This is a genomic window from Mycobacterium sp. PDNC021 (genome assembly GCF_048282635.1).
Lineage (GTDB): Bacteria > Actinomycetota > Actinomycetes > Mycobacteriales > Mycobacteriaceae > Mycobacterium > Mycobacterium llatzerense.
Genome location: NZ_CP182502.1, coordinates 1,017,810 through 1,039,917, shown reverse-complemented (window position 1 = coordinate 1,039,917; position 22,108 = coordinate 1,017,810). Strand labels below are relative to the sequence as shown.

Here is a 22,108-nt window from a genome sequence, read left to right as displayed (position 1 = left end):
GGAAGCTGATTCGACGAGGGGTCGCCATGACCAACACCGCTCAAACCACACGGCCTGTCTGGGTCGACGACGATCTGTTCCCGTTCGAGAGCCACTTCATCGAGATCGACGGCCACACCGTGCACTACGTCGATGAGGGTTCAGGCCCAACGCTGCTGATGCTGCACGGCAATCCGACCTGGTCGTTCCTGTTCCGCGAGGTAATCCTCTTGCTGCGCAAGGAATTTCGGTGCATCGCGCTCGACTACCCAGGCTTCGGGTTGTCCACACCGAGGCCCGGCTACCGCTACCTACCCGAGCAGCACGCGGAGGTGGTCACCGTGTTTGTCGACACTCTGAACCTGAAGGACGTCACGCTGGTCGGGCAGGACTGGGGCGGCATGATCGGCCTTGCGGTGGCGCAGCGGCGGCCGGGCGTCTTCCATCGGCTGGTACTCGCCAACACCTGGGCGTGGCCGGTCAACGGGGACCTGCATTTCGAAGCCTTCGGTCGCATCATGGGTGGGCTGCCGATGCGCTTCCTGGTCCGGCAGTTCAATCTGCTCGTCAATGCCTTCATTCCCACCGGCCACCGGCGACGAAAGGTCACCGACGCCGAGATGGAGCACTACCGCCGGGCGCTGGACACCGCGGACCGGCGCCAGGCATCTGCCGTGCTCCCCGGCCGGGTGCTCGCGAGCCGGGACTTCTTCGCCGAGGTCGAGGCCGGGCTGCCGGATGTCGCCCACCTGCCGACACTCATCGTCTGGGGTGACGCCGACATCGCCTTCCGGACCCAGGAGCGTGAACGGCTGGAAGCGACGTTCCCCGACCACACGACCGTCATCGTCGAGGGCGCCGGCACCTATGTCGAGTCCGACGCCCCCGAGGAATTCGCCGCTGCGATCCGCACGTTCAGCGACGGCGCGCGACAGCCTTCCGAGTAGCGGCGTTCAGCCGGTTCCACGAGTTGATGACGGTGGCCATGCCGACGACGTGCGCCAGCTCGCGCTCGGTGAACACCGCGGCGGCCTGGGCGTACACATCGTCCGGAACCGGGCCGTGGCTCAGATCGGTGATGGCCTCGGTGATGGCCAGCGCCGCCCGCTCACGGTCGGTGAACAGATCGCCGGCTTCCTCCCACGCCGCAACCAGGGCCAGGCGCTGCTCGGTCTCGCCGAAGCGGCGCGCGTCGTGGACATGCATGTCGAGGCAGAAGGCGCAGTGGTTGAGCTGCGAGGCGCGAATCTTGATCAGCTCGCCGATGGTCGAATCGAGCTCCTTGGACGCGGCATTGCTGAAGGCCATCATCCCGGCGTAGAGCTCGGGAGCGACGTCGTAGATATCGATGCGCTTGACGTGGGTGGTGGCGGTCGGTGCATTCAGTGTCTCGGTCATAGCATCCACGTTAGCCACCAAAAACCCGCGAACATGGTTCAATTTGTACGTGGTTTCATGGGCCAATTCTGCGGCGGACGGCACCGGGTTGGACCTGCATCTGGACCTCGGCCACACCGTCCACCCGGGCCGACGCGGCACTCGTGACCAGCTGATCAGGGCGCTGAGAGACGCGGTCCGCTCAAGTCGATTGACGGCCGGCACCATGCTGCCGCCATCCCGATCGCTGGCCACCGACCTCGGATTGGCCCGCAACACCGTTGCCGAGGCCTACGCCGAATTGGTCGCCGAGGGCTGGCTGGGCTCGCGCCAGGGCGCGGGCACGTGGGTCATCGGCTCGCACACCGAATCGGCGCCGGTCACCCAGCGCGCCCAACCGGGCACCCCCACGCACAACCTCATGCCGGGTTCGGGAAACGTCGCGGCGTTTCCTCGGCAGGCCTGGCTGGCGTCGGCGCGTCGGGCCCTGACCAACGCCCCGACCGAAGCGCTCCGCACCGGCGACGCCCGCGGGCGCCCGGAACTGCGCGCCGCGCTGGCCACCTACCTGGCCCGGGCCCGCGGCGTCCGCACCACGGCCGAATCGATCGTCATCTGCGCCGGCACCCGCCACGCCGTCGAGCTGCTGTCGAAAGTGTTCGCACCGGGCACCATTGCCGTCGAGGACTACGGACTGTTCCTGTTCCGGGACGCCATCGCCGAGAACGGAGCCGGCACGGTGCCGATCCGGATCGACGACCACGGTGCCATCGTCGAGGACCTCGAAACGACCAGCGCGGCAGCTGTTCTGCTCACCCCGGCGCACCATTTCCCGCACGGCGTGCCCCTGCATCCCGCACGGCGCACCCAGGCCATCGACTGGGCGGTCCGCACGAAAAGCTATGTCCTGGAAGACGACTACGACGGCGAGTTCCGCTACGACCGACAACCGATCGGCTCCATGCAAGGGCTGGATCCCGACCGAGTGGCCTATCTCGGCTCGGCCAGCAAGAGCCTGTCGCCCGTGCTGCGGTTGGGCTGGATGGTATTGCCCGACAACCTGATCGACCCGGTGCTGGCCGCGGCGGGCGGGCAACAGTTCTACGTCAATGCCATCGACCAACTGACCATGGCCGACTTCATCGAATCCGGCCAATACGACAAACACATTCGCCGGATGCGCAACAGCTACCGGCGACGGCGAGATGCGCTGGCGGCCAAGCTGTCCGGGCTGGATGTCGAAATCAGTGGCCTGTCAGCTGGACTGCATGCCTTGATCCGGCTGCCGGACGGCACCGAACACGAGGTCATGCGGCGTGCAGCCGACGCCGGAATCGCGCTGTCCGGGCTGGCGCTGCTGCGGCACCCGGACGCCCCGCCGGACACCCCGCACCAGGACGGCGTGGTGGTGAGCTTCGGCACGCCGGCCGACCACGAGTTCAACGCCGCGCTCGACGCATTGCATGCCGTGCTGGCAGCCGTCAGCCGATGAGCGACGCCAACTCCGCCTCGAGATTGGCCCGGGCGGCGTCCTCCCACAGCCGCTGCCCCTCGACCGTGCGGTACAGCGACGGCCCGGCCAGCATCGCCGCGATCATCCGGCCCCGCCACATTCCGAAGTCCGCGTCGCTGACGTGGCGGTACTCGGCCCGCACCCGCGCGGTGTTGTGTTGGTAGTCCGCCGGCGGCACCGCCAGCACCGCCAGGTCGGCGTCGGACAGCACCTGGCCGTTGTGGTCGTCGGCCGCCGGGTCGTGGGTGATGGTCACCCGCACCAGGCGCCCCACCTCCGCCACGAATGCCGGTTCCACGCCCAGATCAGCCAGGTCCGACTCGGCAAGCAGGGCGCTGTTCTCCTCATCATCAGACTGCCCGGCGTACACCGCGTCGTGGTACCACGCGGCCAGGCGCACCGCGTCAGGATCGTCCGCGAAGCCCTCCAGGGCGTCCACTCCGGACAGGATGCCGCGCAGGTGACTCAGGTCGTGGTAACTGCGGTGCGGCTCGGCCCAGCGACCCAGCAGCGACGCCCCGACGTCGTCGACACGCGGCGACACAGAATGCCGCGCCAGCAGTGTGTGCCATGCCTGGAGCAAATCGGTCACGTGTCCATGGTGCACGTAAGCTGCCCGGGTGGCCGAGCCAGTCGAGATCCCCGCCGAACACAGCGCCGAGAAAGCCGTCGAGGCATCCTTGGGCCTGGTGACGCAGGCGTGGCGGTTCGTCGTCACCGGCGGCTTGTCCGCGGTGGTCGATTACGGCCTGTATGCGCTGCTCAGCGCCGTCTTCGTGGCGAACGGCATGCCCGACGCGCGGGCCACGCTCATCGCGAAGACGCTCAGTTTCATCGCCGGCACGACGACGGCCTACCTGATCAACAGGCGCTGGACCTTCCAGGCCGAACCCAGCCGGGCGCGATTCATCGCGGTTGTGATGTTGTACGCAGTCACCTTCGGACTGCAGGTCGGCATCAATCAGCTGTTCTATCTGCAATTCGAGGGCGAGTCCTGGCGACGGCCTGTGGCCTTTGTCATCGCCCAGGGCACGGCGACGGTGATCAACTTCGTGGTGCAGCGAGCCGTGATTTTCCGGTTGAAGTGACGTTGCCCGGTACCCTTTGACCGTTATGTCTACCCAGCCTGACGCCACGCTGCCCTTGACGCGCCGCGCCCTCACCGGGTTCGGCCGCACGGCACCGTCCGTGGCAAACGTGCTGTCCACACCCGATGTCTCAGTGATCGCCGAGGCGGTCAAGCGGGTTGCGGACGCAAACTCTTCCAGCCCCGCCCACCTCCGCCGCGGCATCCTCGGCCGCGGTCTCGGCCGGTCCTACGGTGACCAGGCCTGCAACGGCGGCGGCATCGTCGTCGATATGACGGCGCTGAACCGGATCCATTCGATCAGCTCCGAGACCGCCGTCGCCGACGTCGACGCCGGCGTCAGCCTCGATCAGCTGATGAAGGCCGCGCTGCCGTTCGGGCTGTGGGTCCCGGTGCTGCCGGGCACCCGGCAGGTCACCGTCGGCGGCGCGATCGCCTCGGACATCCACGGCAAGAACCACCACAGCGCGGGCAGCTTCGGCAACCACGTGCTGTCGCTGGATCTGCTGATGGCCGACGGTGAAGTGCACACGCTGACGCCGGACGGACCGGACAGCGAGTTGTTCTGGGCCACCGTCGCCGGAAACGGGCTGACGGGCATCGTGATCCGGGCGCGCATCAAGATGACCCGCACGGAGAGCGCGTACTTCATCGCCGACGGCATCGCCACCGCGGATCTGGAAGAAACCGTCGCGGTGCACCAGGACGGCAGCGAGGACAACTACACGTACTCCAGCGCCTGGTTCGACCTGATCAGCCCGGAGCCCAAGCTCGGCCGCGCCGCGGTGAGCCGGGGCAGCCTGGCCAAGGTCGACCAACTGCCCGCCAAGCTGGCGAAAGACCCGCTGAAGTTCACCGCGCCGCAGTTGCCGTCGATCCCGAACCTGTTCCCGGTCAGCTTCATGAACAAGCTCTCGCTGTCGGCGATCGGCGAGGCGTTCTACCGGATGAGCGGTAACTACCAGGGCAAGATCGTCAACCTGACGCAGTTCTACCACATGCTCGACATCACCTCGGGTTGGCAATATGCCTATGGCCCAGCGGGTTTCGCGCAGCACCAGTTCCTGGTTCCGCCCGACGCGCTCGAAGAGTTCAAGGGCATCATCCGCTGGATGCACACCCAGAAGCAGTACTCGGCGCTGAACGTCTTCAAGCTGTTCGGCCCGGGCAACAAGGCGCCGCTGAGCTTCCCGATGCAGGGCTGGAACGTCGCCCTGGACTTCCCGAACCGGCCGGGTGTCAACGAGTTCCTCAACGAACTCGACAAGCGCGCAATGGAATTCGGCGGCCGTGTGTACACGGCCAAGGATTCCCGCGTCAGCGCCGAGAGCTTCCACCGGATGTACCCGCGGATCGACGAGTGGATCGCCACCCGCCGCAAGGCTGACCCCAACGGCGTGTTCGCCTCCGACATGGCCCGCCGCCTCGAACTTCTCTAGGAGATTCATGATTGACGCAACCGGCAACCCGCAGACCATCCTGCTGTTCGGCGGTACCTCGGAGATCGGCCTGGCCATCGTCGAGCGCTACCTCAAGAACGCCAAGGCGCGGGTGATCCTCGCCGACCTGCCGAACGCCCCGAAGCGCGACGCCGCGATCGCACAGATCGAGGCTGCCGGCGCCAAGGAGGTCGTGTACCTCGATTTCGACGCGCTGGACACCAAGTCCCATCCGGAGATCATCGAATCCGCTTGGGCGCAGGGCGATGTCGACGTCGCGATCGTCGCGTTCGGCATCCTCGGTGACGCCGAGGAGCTGTGGCAGAACCAGTCCAAGGCCGTGCTGACCGCCCAGATCAACTACACCGCGGCGGTTTCCGTCGGCGTGTTGGTCGGCGACAAGATGAAGGCGCAGGGCTTCGGGCAGATCATTGCGATGTCGTCGGTCGCCGGTGAACGGGTCCGGCGCTCGAACTTCGTCTACGGCTCGACCAAAGCCGGCCTCGACGGCTTCTACCTGGGTCTCGGAGAAGCATTGCGGGAGTTCGGGGTTCGCGTACTGGTCATCCGCCCGGGCCAGGTCCGCACCACCACGACGCTGGATCACTGGAAGGCCACCGGCGCCAAGGAGGCACCGTTCACGGTCGACAAGGAAGACGTCGCCAACCAGGCCGTCGCTGCCGCCGCCAAGGGCAAGGAGCTCATCTGGGCGCCCAACCCGGTGCGCTACCTGATGGCCGTCATCCGGCACATCCCGCGGTCGATCTTCCGCAAACTCCCGCTCTGATGCGCAGCGCACTGGCCGCGGGAGCCAGGGTGAGCGGCCAGATGCTGGCCGCCATGGCACTGGCGGTGCTCATCACGGTCATTGCGCTGCAAGCGATTGCCCGCGTCCAGTGGCCGGCGTTCAACTCGTCGAACCAGTTGCACGCCCTCACCACCGCGGGCCAGTGCGCCGTGCTGATCGGACTGCTCCTGACGGGGTGGGCCTGGCGCCGCGGCTGGCACAAGAGCGCCAAACTGGCGGCCACGTCGCTGCTGGCTGCGTTCTCGGTCGTCACCCTCGGCATGCCGTTGGGCGCCACCAAGCTGTACCTGTTCGGCGTCTCGGTGGACCAGCAGTTCCGCACCGAGTATCTGACCCGCCTGGCGGATACCGCTGTGCCGCACGACATGACGTATCTGGGCCTGCCGCCGTACTACCCGTCGGGCTGGTTCTGGCTGGGCGGCCGGGTGGCCGCGCTGACCGGAACCCCCGCATGGGAGATGTTCAAGCCGTGGGCGGTCGTGTCGATCACCGCGGCGATCGTGGCCGCATTCGTGTTGTGGGCGGCCATGATTCGCTTCGAGTACGCCCTGGCCGTCACCACGGCGACCGCCGCCGTGACGCTGGCCTACTCGTCGACCGAGCCGTACTCGGCGGTCATCGTGGTGCTGCTGCCGCCGGTGTTCGTGCTGGCCTGGTCGGGACTGAAAGCGACCGGCCGGGGATGGGCAGCCGTCATCGGCACCGGGGTTTTCCTCGGCATCGCCGGATTGTTCTACACCCTGCTGCTGGGCTACGCCGCGTTCACGCTGACTCTGATGGCGTTGCTGCTGGCCGTCAGCCGCCGTCAGTGGCAGCCGTTGGCCAGGTTGGTCGTCATCGCGGTCACATCTGCCGTCATTGTCCTGATCCACTGGGGCCCCTACTACCTAGCGATACTGCGTGGCCACCCCAAGGACAAGGACACGGCGCTCCACTACCTGCCGATGTCCGGTGCACAGCTGACCTTCCCGATGCTCGACGCCACCCTGCTGGGCGTCATGTGCCTCATCGGCACGCTGTGGCTGGTGGTCAAGGCTCGCAGCTCGACCCGCGCCGCGGCGTTGGCGATGGCCGTCGGGTCGGTGTACGCGTGGTCGCTGCTGTCGATGCTGGCCACCCTCGCGCGCACCACGCTGCTGTCGTTCCGGTTGCAACCCACCCTGCTGGTGCTGCTGGTCGCGGCCGGCACCTTCGGCTTCCTGGAAGCCGCCCGCGGGCTGGCGCACCACTATGCGCAGCCGACCACCAACCGCGTCATCGCCGTGGCCGCCACCATCGGCGCGATCGGCGCGGTGTCGTTCAGCCAGGCGATCCCCGACATCCTGCGGCCCGACATCGCCGTCGCCTACACGGACACCGACGGCTCCGGCCAGCGCGCCGACCGTCGTCCGCCCGGCTCCGAGCGCTTCTATCAGGAGATCGACCGGAAGATCACCGCGGCGACGGGCCGGCCCCGCAACGAGACCGTCGTGATGACCGCCGACTACAGCTTCCTGTCCTACTACCCCTATTACGGGTTCCAGGGCCTGACGTCGCACTACGCCAACCCATTGGCGCAGTTCAAGGAACGCTCCGGCGCCATCGAGAGCTGGGCGACCATGACCAGCCCCGACGAGTTCGTCAAGGCCCTCGACACGATGCCCTGGCAGGCGCCGACGGTGTTCCTGATGCGCCACGGCGGCACCGGCACCTACACGCTGCGACTGGCCGAGGACGTCTACCCCAACCAGCCCAACGTGCGCCGCTACCAGGTGGCACTCGACGAGCGGCTGTTTCACAGCAAGCACTGGCAGGTCACCGATATCGGCCCGTTTGTGCTGGCCATCCGTAGCGGCCACTAACATCTAGGCCCGTGGCCGGGGAACCTGAGGTAGAGCGCAATCACCGTACGGCTCGGTGGATCGCGATCGTCGCCGGACTGCTCGGCGCGTTCTTGGCGATGGCGACGCCGCTGCTGCCGGTCACCCAGACCACGGCACAGCTGAACTGGCCGCAGGCAGGCGTGCTGAAGAGCGTCGACGCGCCCCTGATCGGCTATGTCGCGACCGACCTCACCATCACGATTCCGTGCTCGGCGGCTGCCGGCCTCACCGGCCCCGCCACCACCCTGCTGTCCACGGTGCCCAAACAGGCGCCCAAGGCCGTCGACCGCGGCCTGCTGATCGAGCGCGTCGGCGGCGACCTGCTGGTCATCGTGCGCAACACCCCGGTCGTCAGCGCGCCGTTGACGCAGGTACTCAGCCCGGCCTGTAAGGAACTGAAGTTCACCGCGCACGACGACAAGGTCACCGGCGAGCTGGTCGGTCTCGTGCAGGGCCCGAAGGACAAGAACCCCGGCAAGCCGCTGCGCGGCGAGCTCAGCGGCTACGACTTCCGCCCACAGATCGTCGGCGTGTACACCGACCTGTCCGGCGCGGCGCCGGCCGGACTGACGTTCTCAGCCACCATCGACTCGCGCTACAGCACCTCCCCGACGCTGCTGAAGATGCTCGCGATGATCTTCGGCGTGGCGCTCACCGTCGTCGCACTGGGAGCCCTGCACGTACTGGACCGCGCCGACGGCGTCCCGCACAAGCGGTTCCTGCCACCGCGCTGGTGGTCGGTGAAGCCGCTCGACGGCGTCGTGGCAGCGACCCTGGTGTGGTGGCACTTCGTCGGCGCCAACACCTCCGACGACGGCTACATCCTGACCATGGCCCGCGTCTCCGAACACGCCGGCTACATGGCCAACTACTACCGCTGGTTCGGCACCCCGGAGGCGCCCTTCGGCTGGTACTACGACCTGCTGGCGCTGTGGGCGCACGTGTCCACGTCGAGCATCTGGATGCGCCTCCCCACCCTCCTGATGGCACTGGCGTGCTGGTGGGTGATCAGCCGCGAGGTGCTCCCCCGCCTCGGCCACGCCGTCAAGAACAGCCGCGCCGCCGCCTGGACCGCCGCCGGGATGTTCCTGGCGTTCTGGCTGCCACTGAACAACGGCATCCGACCGGAGCCGATCATCGCGCTGGGCATCCTGCTGACCTGGTGCTCCGTCGAGCGCGGCGTCGCCACCAGCCGGCTGCTGCCGGTGGCCATCGCCATCATCATCGGCGCGCTGACGTTGTTCTCCGGCCCGACCGGCATCGCCGCGATCGGCGCCCTGCTGGTCGCCGTCGGACCGCTGAAAACGATTGTGGCGCGGCACACTTCGCGCTTCGGCTACCTGGCTCTACTGGCACCGATCCTGGCCGCGGGCACGGTGACGGCGATCCTGATCTTCCGCGACCAGACCCTGGCCGCCGAGATCGACGCCAGCTCCTTCAAGACCACCGTCGGCCCCGCGCTGAGCTGGTTCGACGAGCACATCCGCTACGAGCGACTGTTCACCACCAGCCCCGACGGCTCGGTGGCCCGCCGGTTCGCGGTGCTGACCCTGCTGCTCGCGCTGGCCGTCTCGCTCGCAATGTCGTTGCGCAAGGGGCGAATTCCGGGCACCGCCGCCGGTCCGGCCCGCCGCATCGTCGGCATCACCATCATCTCGTTCCTGGCCATGATGTTCACGCCCACCAAATGGACGCACCACTTCGGCGTGTTCGCCGGGCTGGCCGGATCGTTGGGCGCGCTGGCCGCCATCGCGGTCGGCACCGCCGCCATGCGCTCGCGCCGCAACCGGGCGATGTTCGCCGCGACGGTGCTGTTCGTCCTGGCACTGTCGTTCGCCACCGTGAACGGCTGGTGGTACGTCTCCAACTTCGGGGTGCCGTGGTCGAATCAATTCCCCGAGTGGCACTTCGGCTTCACCACCTTCCTGTTCGGCCTGTCGTTCCTGACTCTGCTGTGGGCGGCGTGGCTGCACTTCTACGACCACACACCCGACCGGCCGGTGAGTCGCTGGGTTCCCCAGGCGCCCTTGGCAATTGCGTCGTGGATCGTGGTGTTCTTCGAAGTACTGTCCCTCACCCTCGGGATGACGCAGCAGTGGCCGGCCTGGTCCGTGGGCCGCTCCAACCTGCAGGCACTGACCGGTAAGACCTGCGGCCTGGCCGACGACGTCATGGTCGAGCAGGACCCCAACGCCGGGATGCTCGTCCCGCAGTCGACGACGCTCGCCGACGCGCTGGGCGCCGGCGGCGCAGAAGGCTTCACCCCCAACGGAATTCCCTCGGACGTCTCCGCAGACCCCGTGATGGAACCGCCGGGCGGCACCAACTTCGCCGACAACGACGGCGGCCCCACCAGCGGCGCGGAGCCGGGCACCGAGGGCGGCACCACTGCCGGAATGGGTGTCAACGGCTCGCGTGCCAAGCTGCCCTACAACCTGAACCCGGCCACCACCCCGGTGCTGGGCAGCTGGCGCGGCGGCGTCCAGATCCCGGCACGCATGCGTTCGGGCTGGTACAAACTGCCGCCGCGCGATCAGGCCGGACCGCTGCTGGTCGCCGCCGCCGCGGGCCGCTTCAACCAGGGCGAGGTTCGGGTCGAATTCGCCAATGACGCTCAGGCCGCGGCCGGCAAGATCGCCGGGGCCGTCGGCTTCGCCGACGTCGGCGCGGCACCGGCCTGGCGCAACCTGCGCGCCCCGATGGCCGCCATCCCGCCGGACGCCACCGTGATCCGCATCGTCGCCACCGACGACGATCTCGCGCCCCAGCACTGGATCGCCCTGACGCCGCCGCGGATCCCGAAGCTGCGCACCCTGCAGGACGTCGTCGGCTCGAAGGACCCGGTGATGCTGGACTGGCTCGTCGGTCTGGCGTTCCCGTGCCAGCGCCCGTTCGGCCACGACAACGGCGTCACCGAAGTGCCCAAGTGGCGCATCCTGCCGGACCGCTTCGGCGCCGAAGCCAACTCGCCGGTCATGGACTACCTCGGCGGCGGCCCGCTGGGCATCACCGAGCTGATGTTCAAGGCCACCCCGGTGCCGACATACCTGAAGGACGACTGGTTCCGCGACTGGGGCTCGCTGCAGCAGTTCACCCAGTACTACCCGGACGCACAGCCGGCCCAGATCGATCTGGGCACCGCCACCCGCAGCGGGCTGTGGAGCCCGGCGCCGCTACGCCATTCCTGATCAGCGGCCAATGACGCTGGTGTTCAAGGCGTCCGGATGGTCACGCCGGTCGCGAGCAGTGCCGTCGCCGACAGTCCGAAGGTCGACTTGAACCGGTCGGACAGGTGCGACGGGCTGGTGAACCCGGCCTCGACCGCCGCCACGGTCAGGCTCTGCCCGGCAGCGATCTCGGCGCCGGCGCGGGTCAGCCGACTCCACAACCGGTAGCGGCGCAGGCTGGATCCGGTCTCCTGGCGAAACAGGTGCAAGAACCGGGATTCGGACAAACCGACCGCGGCAGCCAGGTCGCCGGCCGACTCGACGTGCGTGGGGTCGTCGCGAATCTGCTTGGCCACCAGTTCAATCCGCGGATCCATCCGCTGCACCTGGGTAGGTGCGGCGGTATCCAGCCAACGCAGGGCGGCGATATCGTCGGGCGGCACGTTCAGCAGCGCGCGTTCGGCGCGGTGCCGCACGCCGATGCCGTCGGTGTCAGTGTCGGTGAACAACTCCCGGCATGACGCGGTGCGCGCCGAGGCCGGATCCAGGTAGCAGGACACCAGCGTTCCCTGCACCGTCAGCTGGTGGCGTACCCGCGGCGGGATCAACACCGTGCGGGCCACCGTCGTCGCCTGATCCGTCTGCACCGACAGTGGCGCATCGATCCCGACGGCCAGGCAGAACACCGATCCCGAATGAGGTTGCAAGCCCAGGCCAGGTCCGGCGTACAGGGCCTGGCCCGGCCACAGCCACACCGTCGGGCAGCAGGTTTGTGGAAGCGGGGCAGGTGTACGGGACGACATGCTGGACTCCATGGTCAATCTCGACTGGAGGCTACCGTGCAGATCGTCATCATCGCCGTCGTAGGCGTGTTCTTCCTCGGCATGGGCGTGTACGCGCTGGCCGCCCCCGCCGCGATCCTGCGGCCGTTCGGCTTCACGCTCGGCGGTGCCGCGGCGCGTGCCGAAGTGCGCGCCGTGTACGGCGGTTTCGGCCTGGCGATCGCCGGCATCCTCGGGTACGCCGCGGCCACCCCGGGGGCTGTCCGCACCGGCGTCCTGTTCACCGTGGCCGCGGCCCTGGCCGGCATGGCGTTGGGCCGCATCGTGTCAGCGGTGATCGACGACCGGACATCGTTCTACCCCAACTGGTTCTACTGCCTGGTGGAACTGGCGGCCGCGGGCGTGCTGTTCTGGGCTGCCCGTTAGGCGCGGATCGCGTGATTCCCTGCGCGGAATTCGCGTCCGCACGGTGCTGTGACCGGGTTTATCCTGGAAATGGCACTACAGGGGGCGACGTCAGGTAACAGCTTGCGACACAGGGGAATTCACCTCCATATCGCAGCGGTGATGGCCGTCTGCGCAACCGGCTGCTCATCGACAGCCAAGGAGCCGGACCACACCGCGCAACCGCTATCCGACTGCGCGGCCGTCGATAGCGCTGCTGCCGCAGCGCCTCCGGCGAAGCCACTACCCGCTGCGACCATCGGATTCGACGATTACACCGAAGTCCGCACCTGCGACTACCCCGGTCCGAGTCACTACGGCTGGTCATCGCTGCGGTTCAAGACCGCCGACGGCGTGCACTGCGAGCTCTATGACGGGCCCAACTCGTTCCAGTACTACTCGAGCATCAATTGCTGGGGTCCGCTGCCGGGCGTGCTCGGCGGCGCCACCCTGGTGACTCTCGAACCGGGATCCGTCCCCGTCTACGGTAAGGCCGACCTGGAGAACCTTGAGACCCAGTACGAGGTGGGCTTCAAGACCTCACCGGTGGACCCGGGCAGGTACCGCGAACTGGCACCAGGCCAGAAGATCATCGTGCCCGGCTCTCGCCGCGGCAGTGGCGTCGATATGAACGACGAAGTGTGCGCGGTAGGCCGCGACAGCTCGTTGATCTGCGAAATCCAACATTCCGAGTTCGAGGACTTCAAGACCCACGGCTTCCGGCTGTCTGCCCAGGGCAGCAAGCTCTACTGACGGTCACATTCCGGCCAACTACCTCGACATTCCCAGTCAGTGCGCCAGGCCACATATAACTGTCGCCTAGTCTTGAGCCTCGTGCCTGCCAGGACTGCCCGTCTCGTCGCGATCATCGCGGGCCTAGCGGGTCTGCTGCTTTGCGCGCTGACCCCACTGCTGCCCGTCAAACAGACCACCGCGACCATCCTGTGGCCTCAGGCCCCGGGTGTGAGCGGAAATGTCTCCGATCTCACCGCCCCGCTGGTGTCGGGTGCGCCGCTGGCGCTGGATGTCTCCATCCCGTGCTCGGCCATCGCCACGCTGCCGGCCGCCGGCGGTCTGGTGTTCTCGACGATCCCGCCCGACGGTATCGACGCCAGCCGCAACGGCCTGTTCGTCCGGGCCAACGCCACCGACGTCGTCGTCGCCTTCCGCGACACCGTCGCTGCCGTCGCCAAGCGCGCCGACATCGGGAAATGCAGCAACCTGCATCTCTGGGCCACCAACAGCGGCGTCGGCGCCGACTTCATCGGCCTGCCCGGAGCCGCAGGCACCGGCAGTGTGGAGAAGAAGCCCCAGGTGGCCGGCATCTTCACCGGCCTCAAGGTCCCCGCACAGCCCGGCCTGTCGGCACGCGTCGACATCGACACCCGGTTCATCGTCGTCCCGACGTTCGTGAAGTCGGCCGCGATGGCACTCGGCGTGCTGCTGACGCTGGTCTCGATCCTCGCGCTGGCCCTGCTGGACCGGCTGGACGGCCGCCGCGTGCACGACGCGTGGCAGCGCTTCTGGAAGGTCAGCCGCTGGCACTGGCTCGCCGACATCGCGGTGTTCACCGGCCTGGCCGGGTGGCACCTGATCGGCGCGATCTCCTCCGACGACGGCTACAACCTCACCATCGCCCGGGTCTCCAGCCAGGCCGGCTACGTCGCCAACTACTTCCGCTACTTCGGCACCTCCGAGGCGCCGTTCGACTGGTACCAGTCGGTGCTCGCGCACCTGGCCACCGTCAGCACCGCCGGCGTGTGGATGCGCCTGCCCGCACTGCTGGCCGGCATGGCCACCTGGACGCTGCTGTCCCGCTGGGTGTTGCCGCGCCTGGGCCCCGGCGCCCGCGGGGTGTCCTCGAACGCCATCGCCATCTGGACCGCGGCCGCTGTCTTCCTGGCCGCCTGGTACCCGTTCAACAACGGCCTGCGCCCCGAACCGCTGATCGCCTTCGGGGTGATCGCGACCTGGGTGCTCATCGAATACTCCATCGCCACCCGGCGCCTGGCCCCGGCGGCCGTCGCCATCATCGTGGCGGCCTTCACCGCGACCACCGCACCGCAGGGCCTGATCGCGCTGGCACCGCTGCTCATCGGCGCCCGCGCCCTGGTCCGCACGATCCGCAGCCGCCGGGCGGGAACCGGCCTGTTGGCCCCGATCGCGACGCTGGCCGCGTCGGCGTCGCTGATCCTGACGGTGATCTTCCGGAACCAGACCCTGGCCACGGTCGCCGAGTCGGCGCGCATCAAGTACACCGTCGGCCCGACCATCTCCTGGTACCAGGAATTCCTGCGCTACTACTTCCTCACCGTCGAGGACAGCGTCGACAGCTCGATGACCCGCCGCTTCTCGGTGCTGATCCTGCTGGTGTGCCTGTTCGGCACGCTGACCCTGCTGCTGCGCAAGGGCCGGGTGCCCGGCCTGGCCAGCGGTCCGGTGTGGCGCCTGCTCGGCAGCACCATCCTCGGCCTGCTGCTCCTGCATTTCACCCCGACCAAGTGGGCGGTGCAGTTCGGTGCGTTCGCCGGGCTGTCGGGTGCGTTCGGCGCGATCATCGCCTTCGCGTTCGCGACCGTCGGCCTACACAGCCGACGGAACCTGGCGCTCTATGTGACGGCCCTGCTGTTCGTGCTGGCCTGGGCGACGTCCGGCATCAACGGCTGGTTCTACGTCGGCAACTACGGCGTGCCGTGGTTCGACCGGCAGCCCGTGCTGGCCGGCCACCCCGTCACCTCGATGTTCCTGGTGCTGGCGATCATCACCGCGCTCCTCGCGGGCTGGCTGCACTTCCGCATCGACTACGCCGGCCACACCGAGGTCGCCGAGACCCGCCGCAACCGGGCGCTGGCGTCGACGCCGCTGCTCATCGTCGCGGTGATCATGGTCATGCTCGAGGTCGGCTCGATGGCCAAGGGCTTCGTGCAGCGCTACCCGCAGTACACGACGGCCCGCGCGAACCTGAACGCTGTGACGTCCGGGCTGTCCGACAAGAGCTGCGCCATGGCCGACGACGTGCTGGTCGAGGCCGATATCAACGCCGGCACCCTGCAGCCCGTGCCCGGTCAGACCTGGGGCAAGTACGGGCCGCTGGGCGGCGAGAACCCCGTCGGCTTCACCCCCAACGGCGTCAGCGACTCGCTCGCCCCGCCGCACCCGGTGGTCGCCAACCCCGGCACCGTCAACTCTGACGGCTCGCCCAACAAGCCCAACGTCGGCGTCGCCTTCGCGGCCGGTACCGGCGGCGGCTACGGCCCGACGGGCGTCAACGGCTCCAACGTCTTCCTCCCGTTCGGTCTGGACCCGGCCCGCACCCCGGTGATGGGCAGTTTCAAGGAGAACGGTGTCGCCGCCAAGGCGACGTCGGCCTGGTACGAACTCCCGCCGCGCTCCGCGGACCGGCCGCTCGTCACTGTCGCGGCCGCCGGCGCCATCTGGTACTACGACGAAGAGCACGAGTTCCACTACGGCCAGTCGCTCAAGCTGCAGTGGGGTGTGCACCGGCCGGACGGCAGCTACCAGGCCCTCGGCGAGGTGCAGCCCATCGACACCTTCGCCCAGTACGCCTGGCGCAACCTGCGTTTCCCGCTGGCGTGGGCACCGCCGGAGGCCAACGTGGCCCGGATCGTCGCCGACGATCCGAACCTGTCCGAGGACCAGTGGTTCGGCTTCACCCCGCCGCGGGTGCCGACGCTGCAATCCGCGCAGCAGTTCCTCGGGTCGCAGACGCCCATCCTGATGGACATCGCCACCGCCGCGAACTTCCCGTGCCAGCGCCCGTTCTCCGAGCATCTCGGCGTCGCGGAGCTGCCGCAGTACCGCATCCTGCCCAACACCAAGCAGGTCGTGGTGTCGTCGAACATGTGGCAGTCCGCGCAGAAGGGTGGCCCCTTCCTGTTCATCCAGGCGCTGCTGCGGACGTCGACCATCCCGACCTACCTGCGCAATGACTGGTACCGGGACTGGGGCTCGATCGAGCGGTACGACCCGGTGGTGCCGCCGTCAATGGCACCGCCCGCAGCGATTGATCAAGGCACCATGACCGTCAATGGCTGGAGCCGCCGCGGCCCGATCCGGGCCCTGCCATGACCGGGACGGGAATGAACGCACAGCAAGTGAAGGTCACCCGGTGGGTGGCGATCGTCGCCGGCCTGATCGGCTTCGTGCTGTCGGCGCTGACGCCACTGCTGCCGGTGGTGCAGACGACCGCGCAGTTGAATTGGCCGCAGCAGGGCCAGTTCGGCAATGTGACCGCGCCGCTGATCTCGCAGACACCGGTGACGATGAAGGCGACGATTCCGTGCGACGTGCTGCGGACGCTGCCACCCTCGGGCGGGCTGGTGTTCGGCACGGTACCCAAGGACGGCAAGCAGGCCGCGCTGAACGGCCTGCTGGTCAACGTCTCGAGCAGCCGCGTCGACATCACCGACCGCAACGTGGTGATCGCCAGCGTGCCGCGCCTGAAAGCCATTGGTAATCCGGGTTGTTCACGCATCGAGATCATCGCCGACAAGAACGGGACCTTCGCGACGTTCGTCGGCCTGACCGGGACCGACGGCAAGGAACTGCGTACCGGGTTCGCCGACCCGAACCTGCGTCCCACCGTCGTCGGCATCTTCACCGACCTGAAGGGCGCCGCACCGCAAGGCCTTTCGGTGTCCGCGACGATCGACACCCGGTTCATCAACCGTCCGACGATCATCAAGTACACCGCCATGTTCGGTGGCATCGCAGCGACCATCGTTGCGCTGCTGGCCCTTTGGCGCCTGGACCGGATGGACGGGCGCCGCATGCAGCGCCTCATCCCCAGCCGCTGGCGGACCTTCAGCCTGGTCGACGGCGTCGTGGTCGGCGGGTTCCTGCTCTGGCATGTGTTGGGTGCCGGGTCATCTGACGACGGCTACATCCTGCAGATGGCGCGCGTCGCGCCGCACGCGCAGTACATGATCAACTACTTCCGCTGGTTCGGCAGCCCCGAGGATCCGTTCGGCTGGTACTACAACGTGCTGGCCCTGATGACGCACGTCAGCGACGCGAGCATATGGATTCGCTTGCCGGACTTGCTCTGTGCGCTGATCTGCTGGCTGCTGCTGTCGCGTGAGGTGCTCCCCCGGCTCGGCCCGGCGGTCGCGGGCAGCAAGGCGGCCATGTGGGCCGCGGGCCTGGTCCTGATGGCCGCCTGGATGCCCTTCGACAACGGCCTGCGCCCCGAGGGCCAGATCGCCACCGGCGCCCTGATCACCTACGTCCTGATCGAACGGGCCATCGGCACCAGCCGGCTGACCCCGGCCGCCCTGGCCATCATCAGCGCGGCGTTCACCCTGGGCATTCAGCCGACCGGACTGATCGCCGTGGCGGCCCTGCTGGCCGGTGGCCGCCCGATCCTGCGCATCCTGGTCCGTCGGCGCCGAGAGGTCGGCACCTGGCCGCTCGTGCTGCCGCTGCTGGCCGCCGGCTTCGTCATCCTGACCGTGGTGTTCGTCAACCAGACTGCGGCAGGGGTGTTGGAGGCCACCAGGATCCGCACCGCGATCGGCCCAAGTCAGGCCTGGTACACCGAGAATCTGCGGTACTACTACCTGTTCCTGCCGACCGTCGACGGCTCGATGACCCGGCGCTTCGGCTTCTTGCTGACCGCGCTGAGCCTGTTCACGTCGATGTTCATGATCCTGCGGCGCAAGCGGGTGCCCGGCATCGCCCGCGGCCCCGTGTGGCGCCTGATGGGCATCATCTTCGCCACCATGTTCTGCCTGATGTTCACCCCGACCAAGTGGGTGCACCACTTCGGGCTGTTCGCGGCCGTGGGCGCGGCGATGGCCGCGGTGGCCACCGTGCTGGTGTCCCGGTCGGTGCTGAAGTCGGCACGTAACCGCATGGCCGTCACCTCCGCGGTGCTGTTCCTGCTGGCGCTGGTTTCGGCCACCACCAACGGCTGGTGGTACGTGTCGAGCTACGGCGTGCCGTTCAACAACGACATGGTGGCGGTCGGCGGAATCAAGCTCAGCACAATCTTCTTGGCGCTGTTCGTGATCACCGCGCTGTGGGCGTTCTGGCTGCACTTCAACAGCGACCGCCCCGAAGGCCGGCTCACCCGGCTGGTCACCGCGGCACCCATCCCGCTGGCCGCCGCGTTCATGGTCGTGGTCTGCGTGGCATCGATGGCCATCGGCGCGGTGCGCGAATACCCGACGTACTCGAACCTGGCCAGCAATCTGCGGGCGCTCAAGGGCGGCTGCGGGTTGGCCGACAATGTGCTCGTCGAGCCCGATTCGAACGCCGGGTTCCTGACCCCGCAGGCCGGCGACTACGGGCCGCTGGGCGCGCTGGGAGGCGTGGGAGCGGCAGGCTTCACGCCCAACGGGGTACCGGATCACATTGTCGCCGAAGCGATTCGGCTCGACTTCCCGATGCCGGGCACCGACTCGGACTGGGACGCCGCGGTGAAGCTCAAGACGCCGGGCATCAACGGCTCGACGGTGCCGCTGCCCTACGGCCTCGACCCCGCACGGGTGCCCGTCGCCGGGACCTACACCACCGGTCCCCACTCGCAGGCCAAGCTCACGTCGGCCTGGTACGGGCTGCCCGCCGCCGATGCCGCGCAACCGCTGGTGGTCGTCACCGCGGCCGGCACCATCACCGGCAACAGCTCCCTCAAGGGCCGCACCGAAGGCCAGACCGTCGAGCTGGAGTACGGCCGCACCGGTCCGGACGGCCACCCCGTCGCGGGCGGACGCGTCGTGCCCTACGACATCGGTCCGACGCCGTCGTGGCGCAACCTGCGGTTCGACCGTCGTCAGATTCCGGCCGATGCCACGTTCGTTCGTGTTGTGGCAGTGAACCTTTCGCTCAACGAGGGCGACTGGATCGCGGTCACCCCGCCGCGGGTGCCCGAGCTCAAGACCCTCGAGCAGTTCATCGGCAAGACGCAGCCGGTGCTGATGGACTGGGCCGTCGGCCTGGCGTTCCCGTGTCAGCAGCCGATGCTGGTGCGTAACGGCGTGACCGAGGTGCCGAAGTTCCGCATCACCCCGGACTACACCGCCAAGAAGCAGGACACCGACACCTGGCAGGACGGCATCAACGGCGGCCTGCTGGGCATCACCGACGTGCTGCTGAAGGCGCACGTGATGTCGACGTACCTGTCCGACGACTGGGGCCGGGACTGGGGCTCGCTGCGCGCCTTCACGACCGTCGTGGATGCGACGACGGCCGAGCTGGACCTGGGCACCGCCGTCCACAGCGGGCTGTATTCGCCGGGGAAGATGCGCATCAAGCCCTAACCCGTTCCGCCGAGTGGCCAGTTATGACACGCGCTTTTCGAAAAGTTGTGTCGTAACTGGCCACTCGGCGTTTTGGTCGCGTCTCACGATGCCCGGCCAGCTCCCAGGTCGGCCGACCCCTTGACAGATTCCCAATCAAACACAATGATTAGCAATCAATTCCAAGTGGTATAGATCACAACACATGGGAGGTGTGATGCCGTCCACAGGGCCCGCTCAGCGCGATACGACGGGCGCCCTCTACGCCGACCAGCGCAAACAACACCTGCTCGAGGTGCTGCGCCGGGACGGCCGGATCGATGCCGCCGGCACCGCCGCCGAACTGGGCGTTACGGGTGAAACCATCCGCAAGGACCTCATCCTCCTGGAACGCCAGGGCCTGTTGCGACGGGTGCACGGTGGAGCCGTGCCGGTCGACTACCTCTCCTACGAACCGGCCGTCGAGACGCGGACCGAGTTCCTTGCCGAAAAGACCCGCATCGCCAAAGCCGCCCTGGCACATCTTCCGGAACGCGGATCTGTTCTGATCGACGCCGGGTCCACCACCGCACAGCTGGTCGACATGTTTCCCGGCGACCGCGAGCTCACGGTGTACACGAATTCACTGACACAGGCGCTGACCCTGCTCAGCCGGCCACTGCTGACGGTATACACCCTGGGCGGCCGGGTACGCTCGAAAACCTTTGCCGAAGTTGATGATTGGGCCGCCCGCGCGCTTGCTGAGATCAACGTGGACGTCGCATTCCTGGGAGCCAACGGAATCAGCGCACACCGCGGACTCACCACACCCGCACCGTCCGAAGCAGCCGTGAAACGACGGATGCTCGCCTGTGCCCACCGACGCATCCTGCTTGCCGACCACAGCAAGTTCGGGACCATCACCGGAGCCCAATACGGGCGGTTGGCAGACATCCACCTCTTGATCACTGATAGCGGCCTGGACGATCTTCAGCTCTCCGAACTGTCCGCACCCGGCTTGATCGTGGAGCGGTCGTGATATTCCGCGACGTTCCAACCACTTTCGCAGATTTCTAAGTTCACCTTCAGCCGTCGGTGATCCCATCACGTGTCGTCGCGTGCTGTCCGAAAGGAGCCCACATGGCCGATCCGAGAGTCCTCGGCATCGTCCTGGCCGGCGGTGAGGGCAAGCGTCTGTCACCACTTACGCTCGACCGGGCCAAGCCGGCGGTGCCGTTCGCCGGACTGTATCGATTGATCGACTTCGCCCTATCGAATCTGGTCAACGCCGGAGTCCTTCGGATCGCCGTACTCACGCAGTACAAGAGCCACAGCCTCGATCGCCACATCACCACCACCTGGCGGATGAGCAGCCTGCTCGGAAACTACGTCACCCCGGTGCCCGCCCAACAGCGCCTCGGCCCGCAATGGTATTCCGGCTCCGCGAACGCGATCCACCAGTCGCTGAACCTGATTCACGACGAAAAACCCGATCTGGTCATCGTTTTCGGCGCCGATCACGTCTACCGCATGGACCCGCGGCAGATCATCGCCCAGCACCTCGACAGCGGTGCAGGCGCCACTGTCGCCGGCATCCGAGTGCCACGACATGAGGCCGGCGCCTTCGGCGTCATCAAGACAGCCGCTGACGGCCGAGAGGTGGAAGCGTTCCTGGAGAAGCCTGCTGATCCGCCTGGCCTGCCCGACTCCCCTGACGAATCGTTCGTCTCGATGGGCAACTACGTGTTCTCGACCGAAGTGCTCATCGACGCGTTGCACGCCGATGCCGCCGACGAGTTCAGCAAGCACGACATGGGTGGCGACATCATGCCGATGATGGTCGAACAGGGCCTCGCTCAGGTGTACGACTTTCAGAGCAACCAGGTGCCGGGTGCCCGTGCCGGAAACAACGGCTATTGGCGTGACGTCGGAACCCTGGACTCTTACTACGACGCCCACATGGACCTGTGCGCCGTGGTACCCGCTTTCGACTTGTACAACAGCGCATGGCCGATCCTCACCCATATCCCGCCGCACCCGCCGGCGAAGTTCGTCCACGAAGACGGTGAACGAGTCGGCCGCGCCGTCAACAGCGTGATCTCCAACGGGGTGATCATCTCCGGCGCGCTGGTGCGCGAATCGGTGCTGTCACCCGGTGTCCGAGTCGAGGAACACGCCACAGTGGAGCGATCGGTGATCATGGACAACACCATCGTTGGCGCGAATGCCTTGGTACGCAACGCCATTATCGACAAGAACGTCGTGATTCCACCCCACACGCAGATCGGTGTCGACAAAGAGCATGACCTGGCGCGCGGCTTCGCCGTATCCGAAGGCGGAGTGACCGCCGTTGGCAAGGGCCAGCAGGTAACCCGGTAATCAACAACCAGGAGGTTTGAGTCACACCATGAG

16 protein-coding genes are annotated in these 22,108 nt (G+C 67.5%); 13 read left to right on the top strand and 3 right to left on the bottom strand.

Annotated elements, in window-relative coordinates; translation table 11 throughout:
- Nucleotides 1-26: 26 nt before the first annotated feature.
- Nucleotides 27-926, top strand: a complete 900-nt coding sequence (locus ACNO8X_RS04785) for an alpha/beta fold hydrolase (RefSeq protein ID WP_418004376.1) — start codon at nucleotides 27-29, stop codon at nucleotides 924-926.
- On the opposite strand, the gene ACNO8X_RS04780 is transcribed toward ACNO8X_RS04785, so the two are convergent.
- Nucleotides 895-1,377 (bottom strand): carboxymuconolactone decarboxylase family protein, encoded by a 483-nt coding sequence (locus tag ACNO8X_RS04780; protein ID WP_418004375.1) that lies wholly within the window; start codon nucleotides 1,375-1,377, stop codon nucleotides 895-897. The two genes, ACNO8X_RS04785 and ACNO8X_RS04780, sit on opposite strands and share 32 nt — an antisense overlap.
- Nucleotides 1,378-1,426: 49 nt before the next feature.
- Here ACNO8X_RS04780 and ACNO8X_RS04775 point away from each other — a divergent pair, with 49 nt between their 5' ends.
- The gene (locus ACNO8X_RS04775) at nucleotides 1,427-2,848 is read left to right on the top strand and encodes a PLP-dependent aminotransferase family protein (protein ID WP_418004374.1); all 1,422 of its coding nucleotides are present in this window, start codon (nucleotides 1,427-1,429) and stop codon (nucleotides 2,846-2,848) included.
- Here the strand turns inward: ACNO8X_RS04775 and ACNO8X_RS04770 are convergent.
- On the bottom strand, nucleotides 2,838-3,461 hold the full coding sequence (locus ACNO8X_RS04770) for a metal-dependent phosphohydrolase (RefSeq protein WP_418004373.1): 624 nt from the start codon (nucleotides 3,459-3,461) through the stop codon (nucleotides 2,838-2,840). The genes ACNO8X_RS04775 and ACNO8X_RS04770 overlap by 11 nt on opposite strands.
- 28 nt (nucleotides 3,462-3,489) lie before the next feature.
- Between ACNO8X_RS04770 and ACNO8X_RS04765 the strand changes: the two genes are divergently transcribed.
- The 5 genes from ACNO8X_RS04765 to ACNO8X_RS04745 are packed head-to-tail and all read left to right on the top strand — an operon-like array spanning nucleotide 3,490 to nucleotide 11,253.
- A complete protein-coding gene (locus ACNO8X_RS04765; protein ID WP_418004372.1) occupies nucleotides 3,490-3,957 on the top strand; it encodes a GtrA family protein in 468 nt (155 codons plus the stop codon).
- Between the two features lie 25 nt (nucleotides 3,958-3,982).
- Nucleotides 3,983-5,395, top strand: coding sequence for an FAD-binding oxidoreductase (locus ACNO8X_RS04760; protein ID WP_071286341.1), 1,413 nt, complete (start codon nucleotides 3,983-3,985; stop codon nucleotides 5,393-5,395).
- Nucleotides 5,396-5,402: 7 nt separating this feature from the next.
- Entirely contained in the window at nucleotides 5,403-6,182 is a 780-nt protein-coding gene (locus tag ACNO8X_RS04755) for a decaprenylphospho-beta-D-erythro-pentofuranosid-2-ulose 2-reductase (protein ID WP_418004371.1), read from the top strand.
- On the top strand, nucleotides 6,182-8,044 hold the full coding sequence (locus tag ACNO8X_RS04750) for a galactan 5-O-arabinofuranosyltransferase (protein ID WP_418004370.1): 1,863 nt from the start codon (nucleotides 6,182-6,184) through the stop codon (nucleotides 8,042-8,044). Before ACNO8X_RS04755 ends, ACNO8X_RS04750 begins: the two co-directional genes overlap by 1 nt.
- Before the next feature lie 11 nt (nucleotides 8,045-8,055).
- Complete coding sequence (locus ACNO8X_RS04745; protein ID WP_418004369.1) at nucleotides 8,056-11,253, top strand: arabinosyltransferase domain-containing protein; 3,198 nt, start codon at nucleotides 8,056-8,058, stop codon at nucleotides 11,251-11,253.
- A gap of 23 nt (nucleotides 11,254-11,276) precedes the next feature.
- Here ACNO8X_RS04745 and ACNO8X_RS04740 read toward each other — a convergent pair whose 3' ends face one another.
- Entirely contained in the window at nucleotides 11,277-12,035 is a 759-nt protein-coding gene (locus tag ACNO8X_RS04740; protein ID WP_418004368.1) for a helix-turn-helix domain-containing protein, read from the bottom strand.
- 36 nt (nucleotides 12,036-12,071) lie between these two features.
- Between ACNO8X_RS04740 and ACNO8X_RS04735 the strand changes: the two genes are divergently transcribed.
- The 6 genes from ACNO8X_RS04735 (at nucleotide 12,072) to glgC (ending at nucleotide 22,075) form a co-directional block, all read left to right on the top strand.
- Nucleotides 12,072-12,440, top strand: coding sequence for a DUF4345 family protein (locus ACNO8X_RS04735; RefSeq protein ID WP_418004367.1), 369 nt, complete (start codon nucleotides 12,072-12,074; stop codon nucleotides 12,438-12,440).
- A gap of 141 nt (nucleotides 12,441-12,581) precedes the next feature.
- Complete coding sequence (locus ACNO8X_RS04730) at nucleotides 12,582-13,211, top strand: hypothetical protein (protein WP_418004366.1); 630 nt, start codon at nucleotides 12,582-12,584, stop codon at nucleotides 13,209-13,211.
- 81 nt (nucleotides 13,212-13,292) lie between these two features.
- A complete protein-coding gene (locus ACNO8X_RS04725) occupies nucleotides 13,293-16,547 on the top strand; it encodes an arabinosyltransferase domain-containing protein (RefSeq protein WP_418004365.1) in 3,255 nt (1,084 codons plus the stop codon).
- Between the two features lie 11 nt (nucleotides 16,548-16,558).
- Entirely contained in the window at nucleotides 16,559-19,738 is a 3,180-nt protein-coding gene (locus ACNO8X_RS04720) for an arabinosyltransferase domain-containing protein (RefSeq protein ID WP_418004364.1), read from the top strand.
- 196 nt (nucleotides 19,739-19,934) lie between these two features.
- Nucleotides 19,935-20,735: a DeoR/GlpR family DNA-binding transcription regulator gene (locus ACNO8X_RS04715; RefSeq protein WP_418004363.1), complete on the top strand. Its 801-nt coding sequence runs from the start codon at nucleotides 19,935-19,937 to the stop codon at nucleotides 20,733-20,735.
- 101 nt (nucleotides 20,736-20,836) lie between these two features.
- Nucleotides 20,837-22,075, top strand: a complete 1,239-nt coding sequence (gene glgC / locus ACNO8X_RS04710; RefSeq protein WP_418004362.1) for a glucose-1-phosphate adenylyltransferase — start codon at nucleotides 20,837-20,839, stop codon at nucleotides 22,073-22,075.
- The last annotated feature ends 33 nt before the right edge of the window (nucleotides 22,076-22,108 follow it).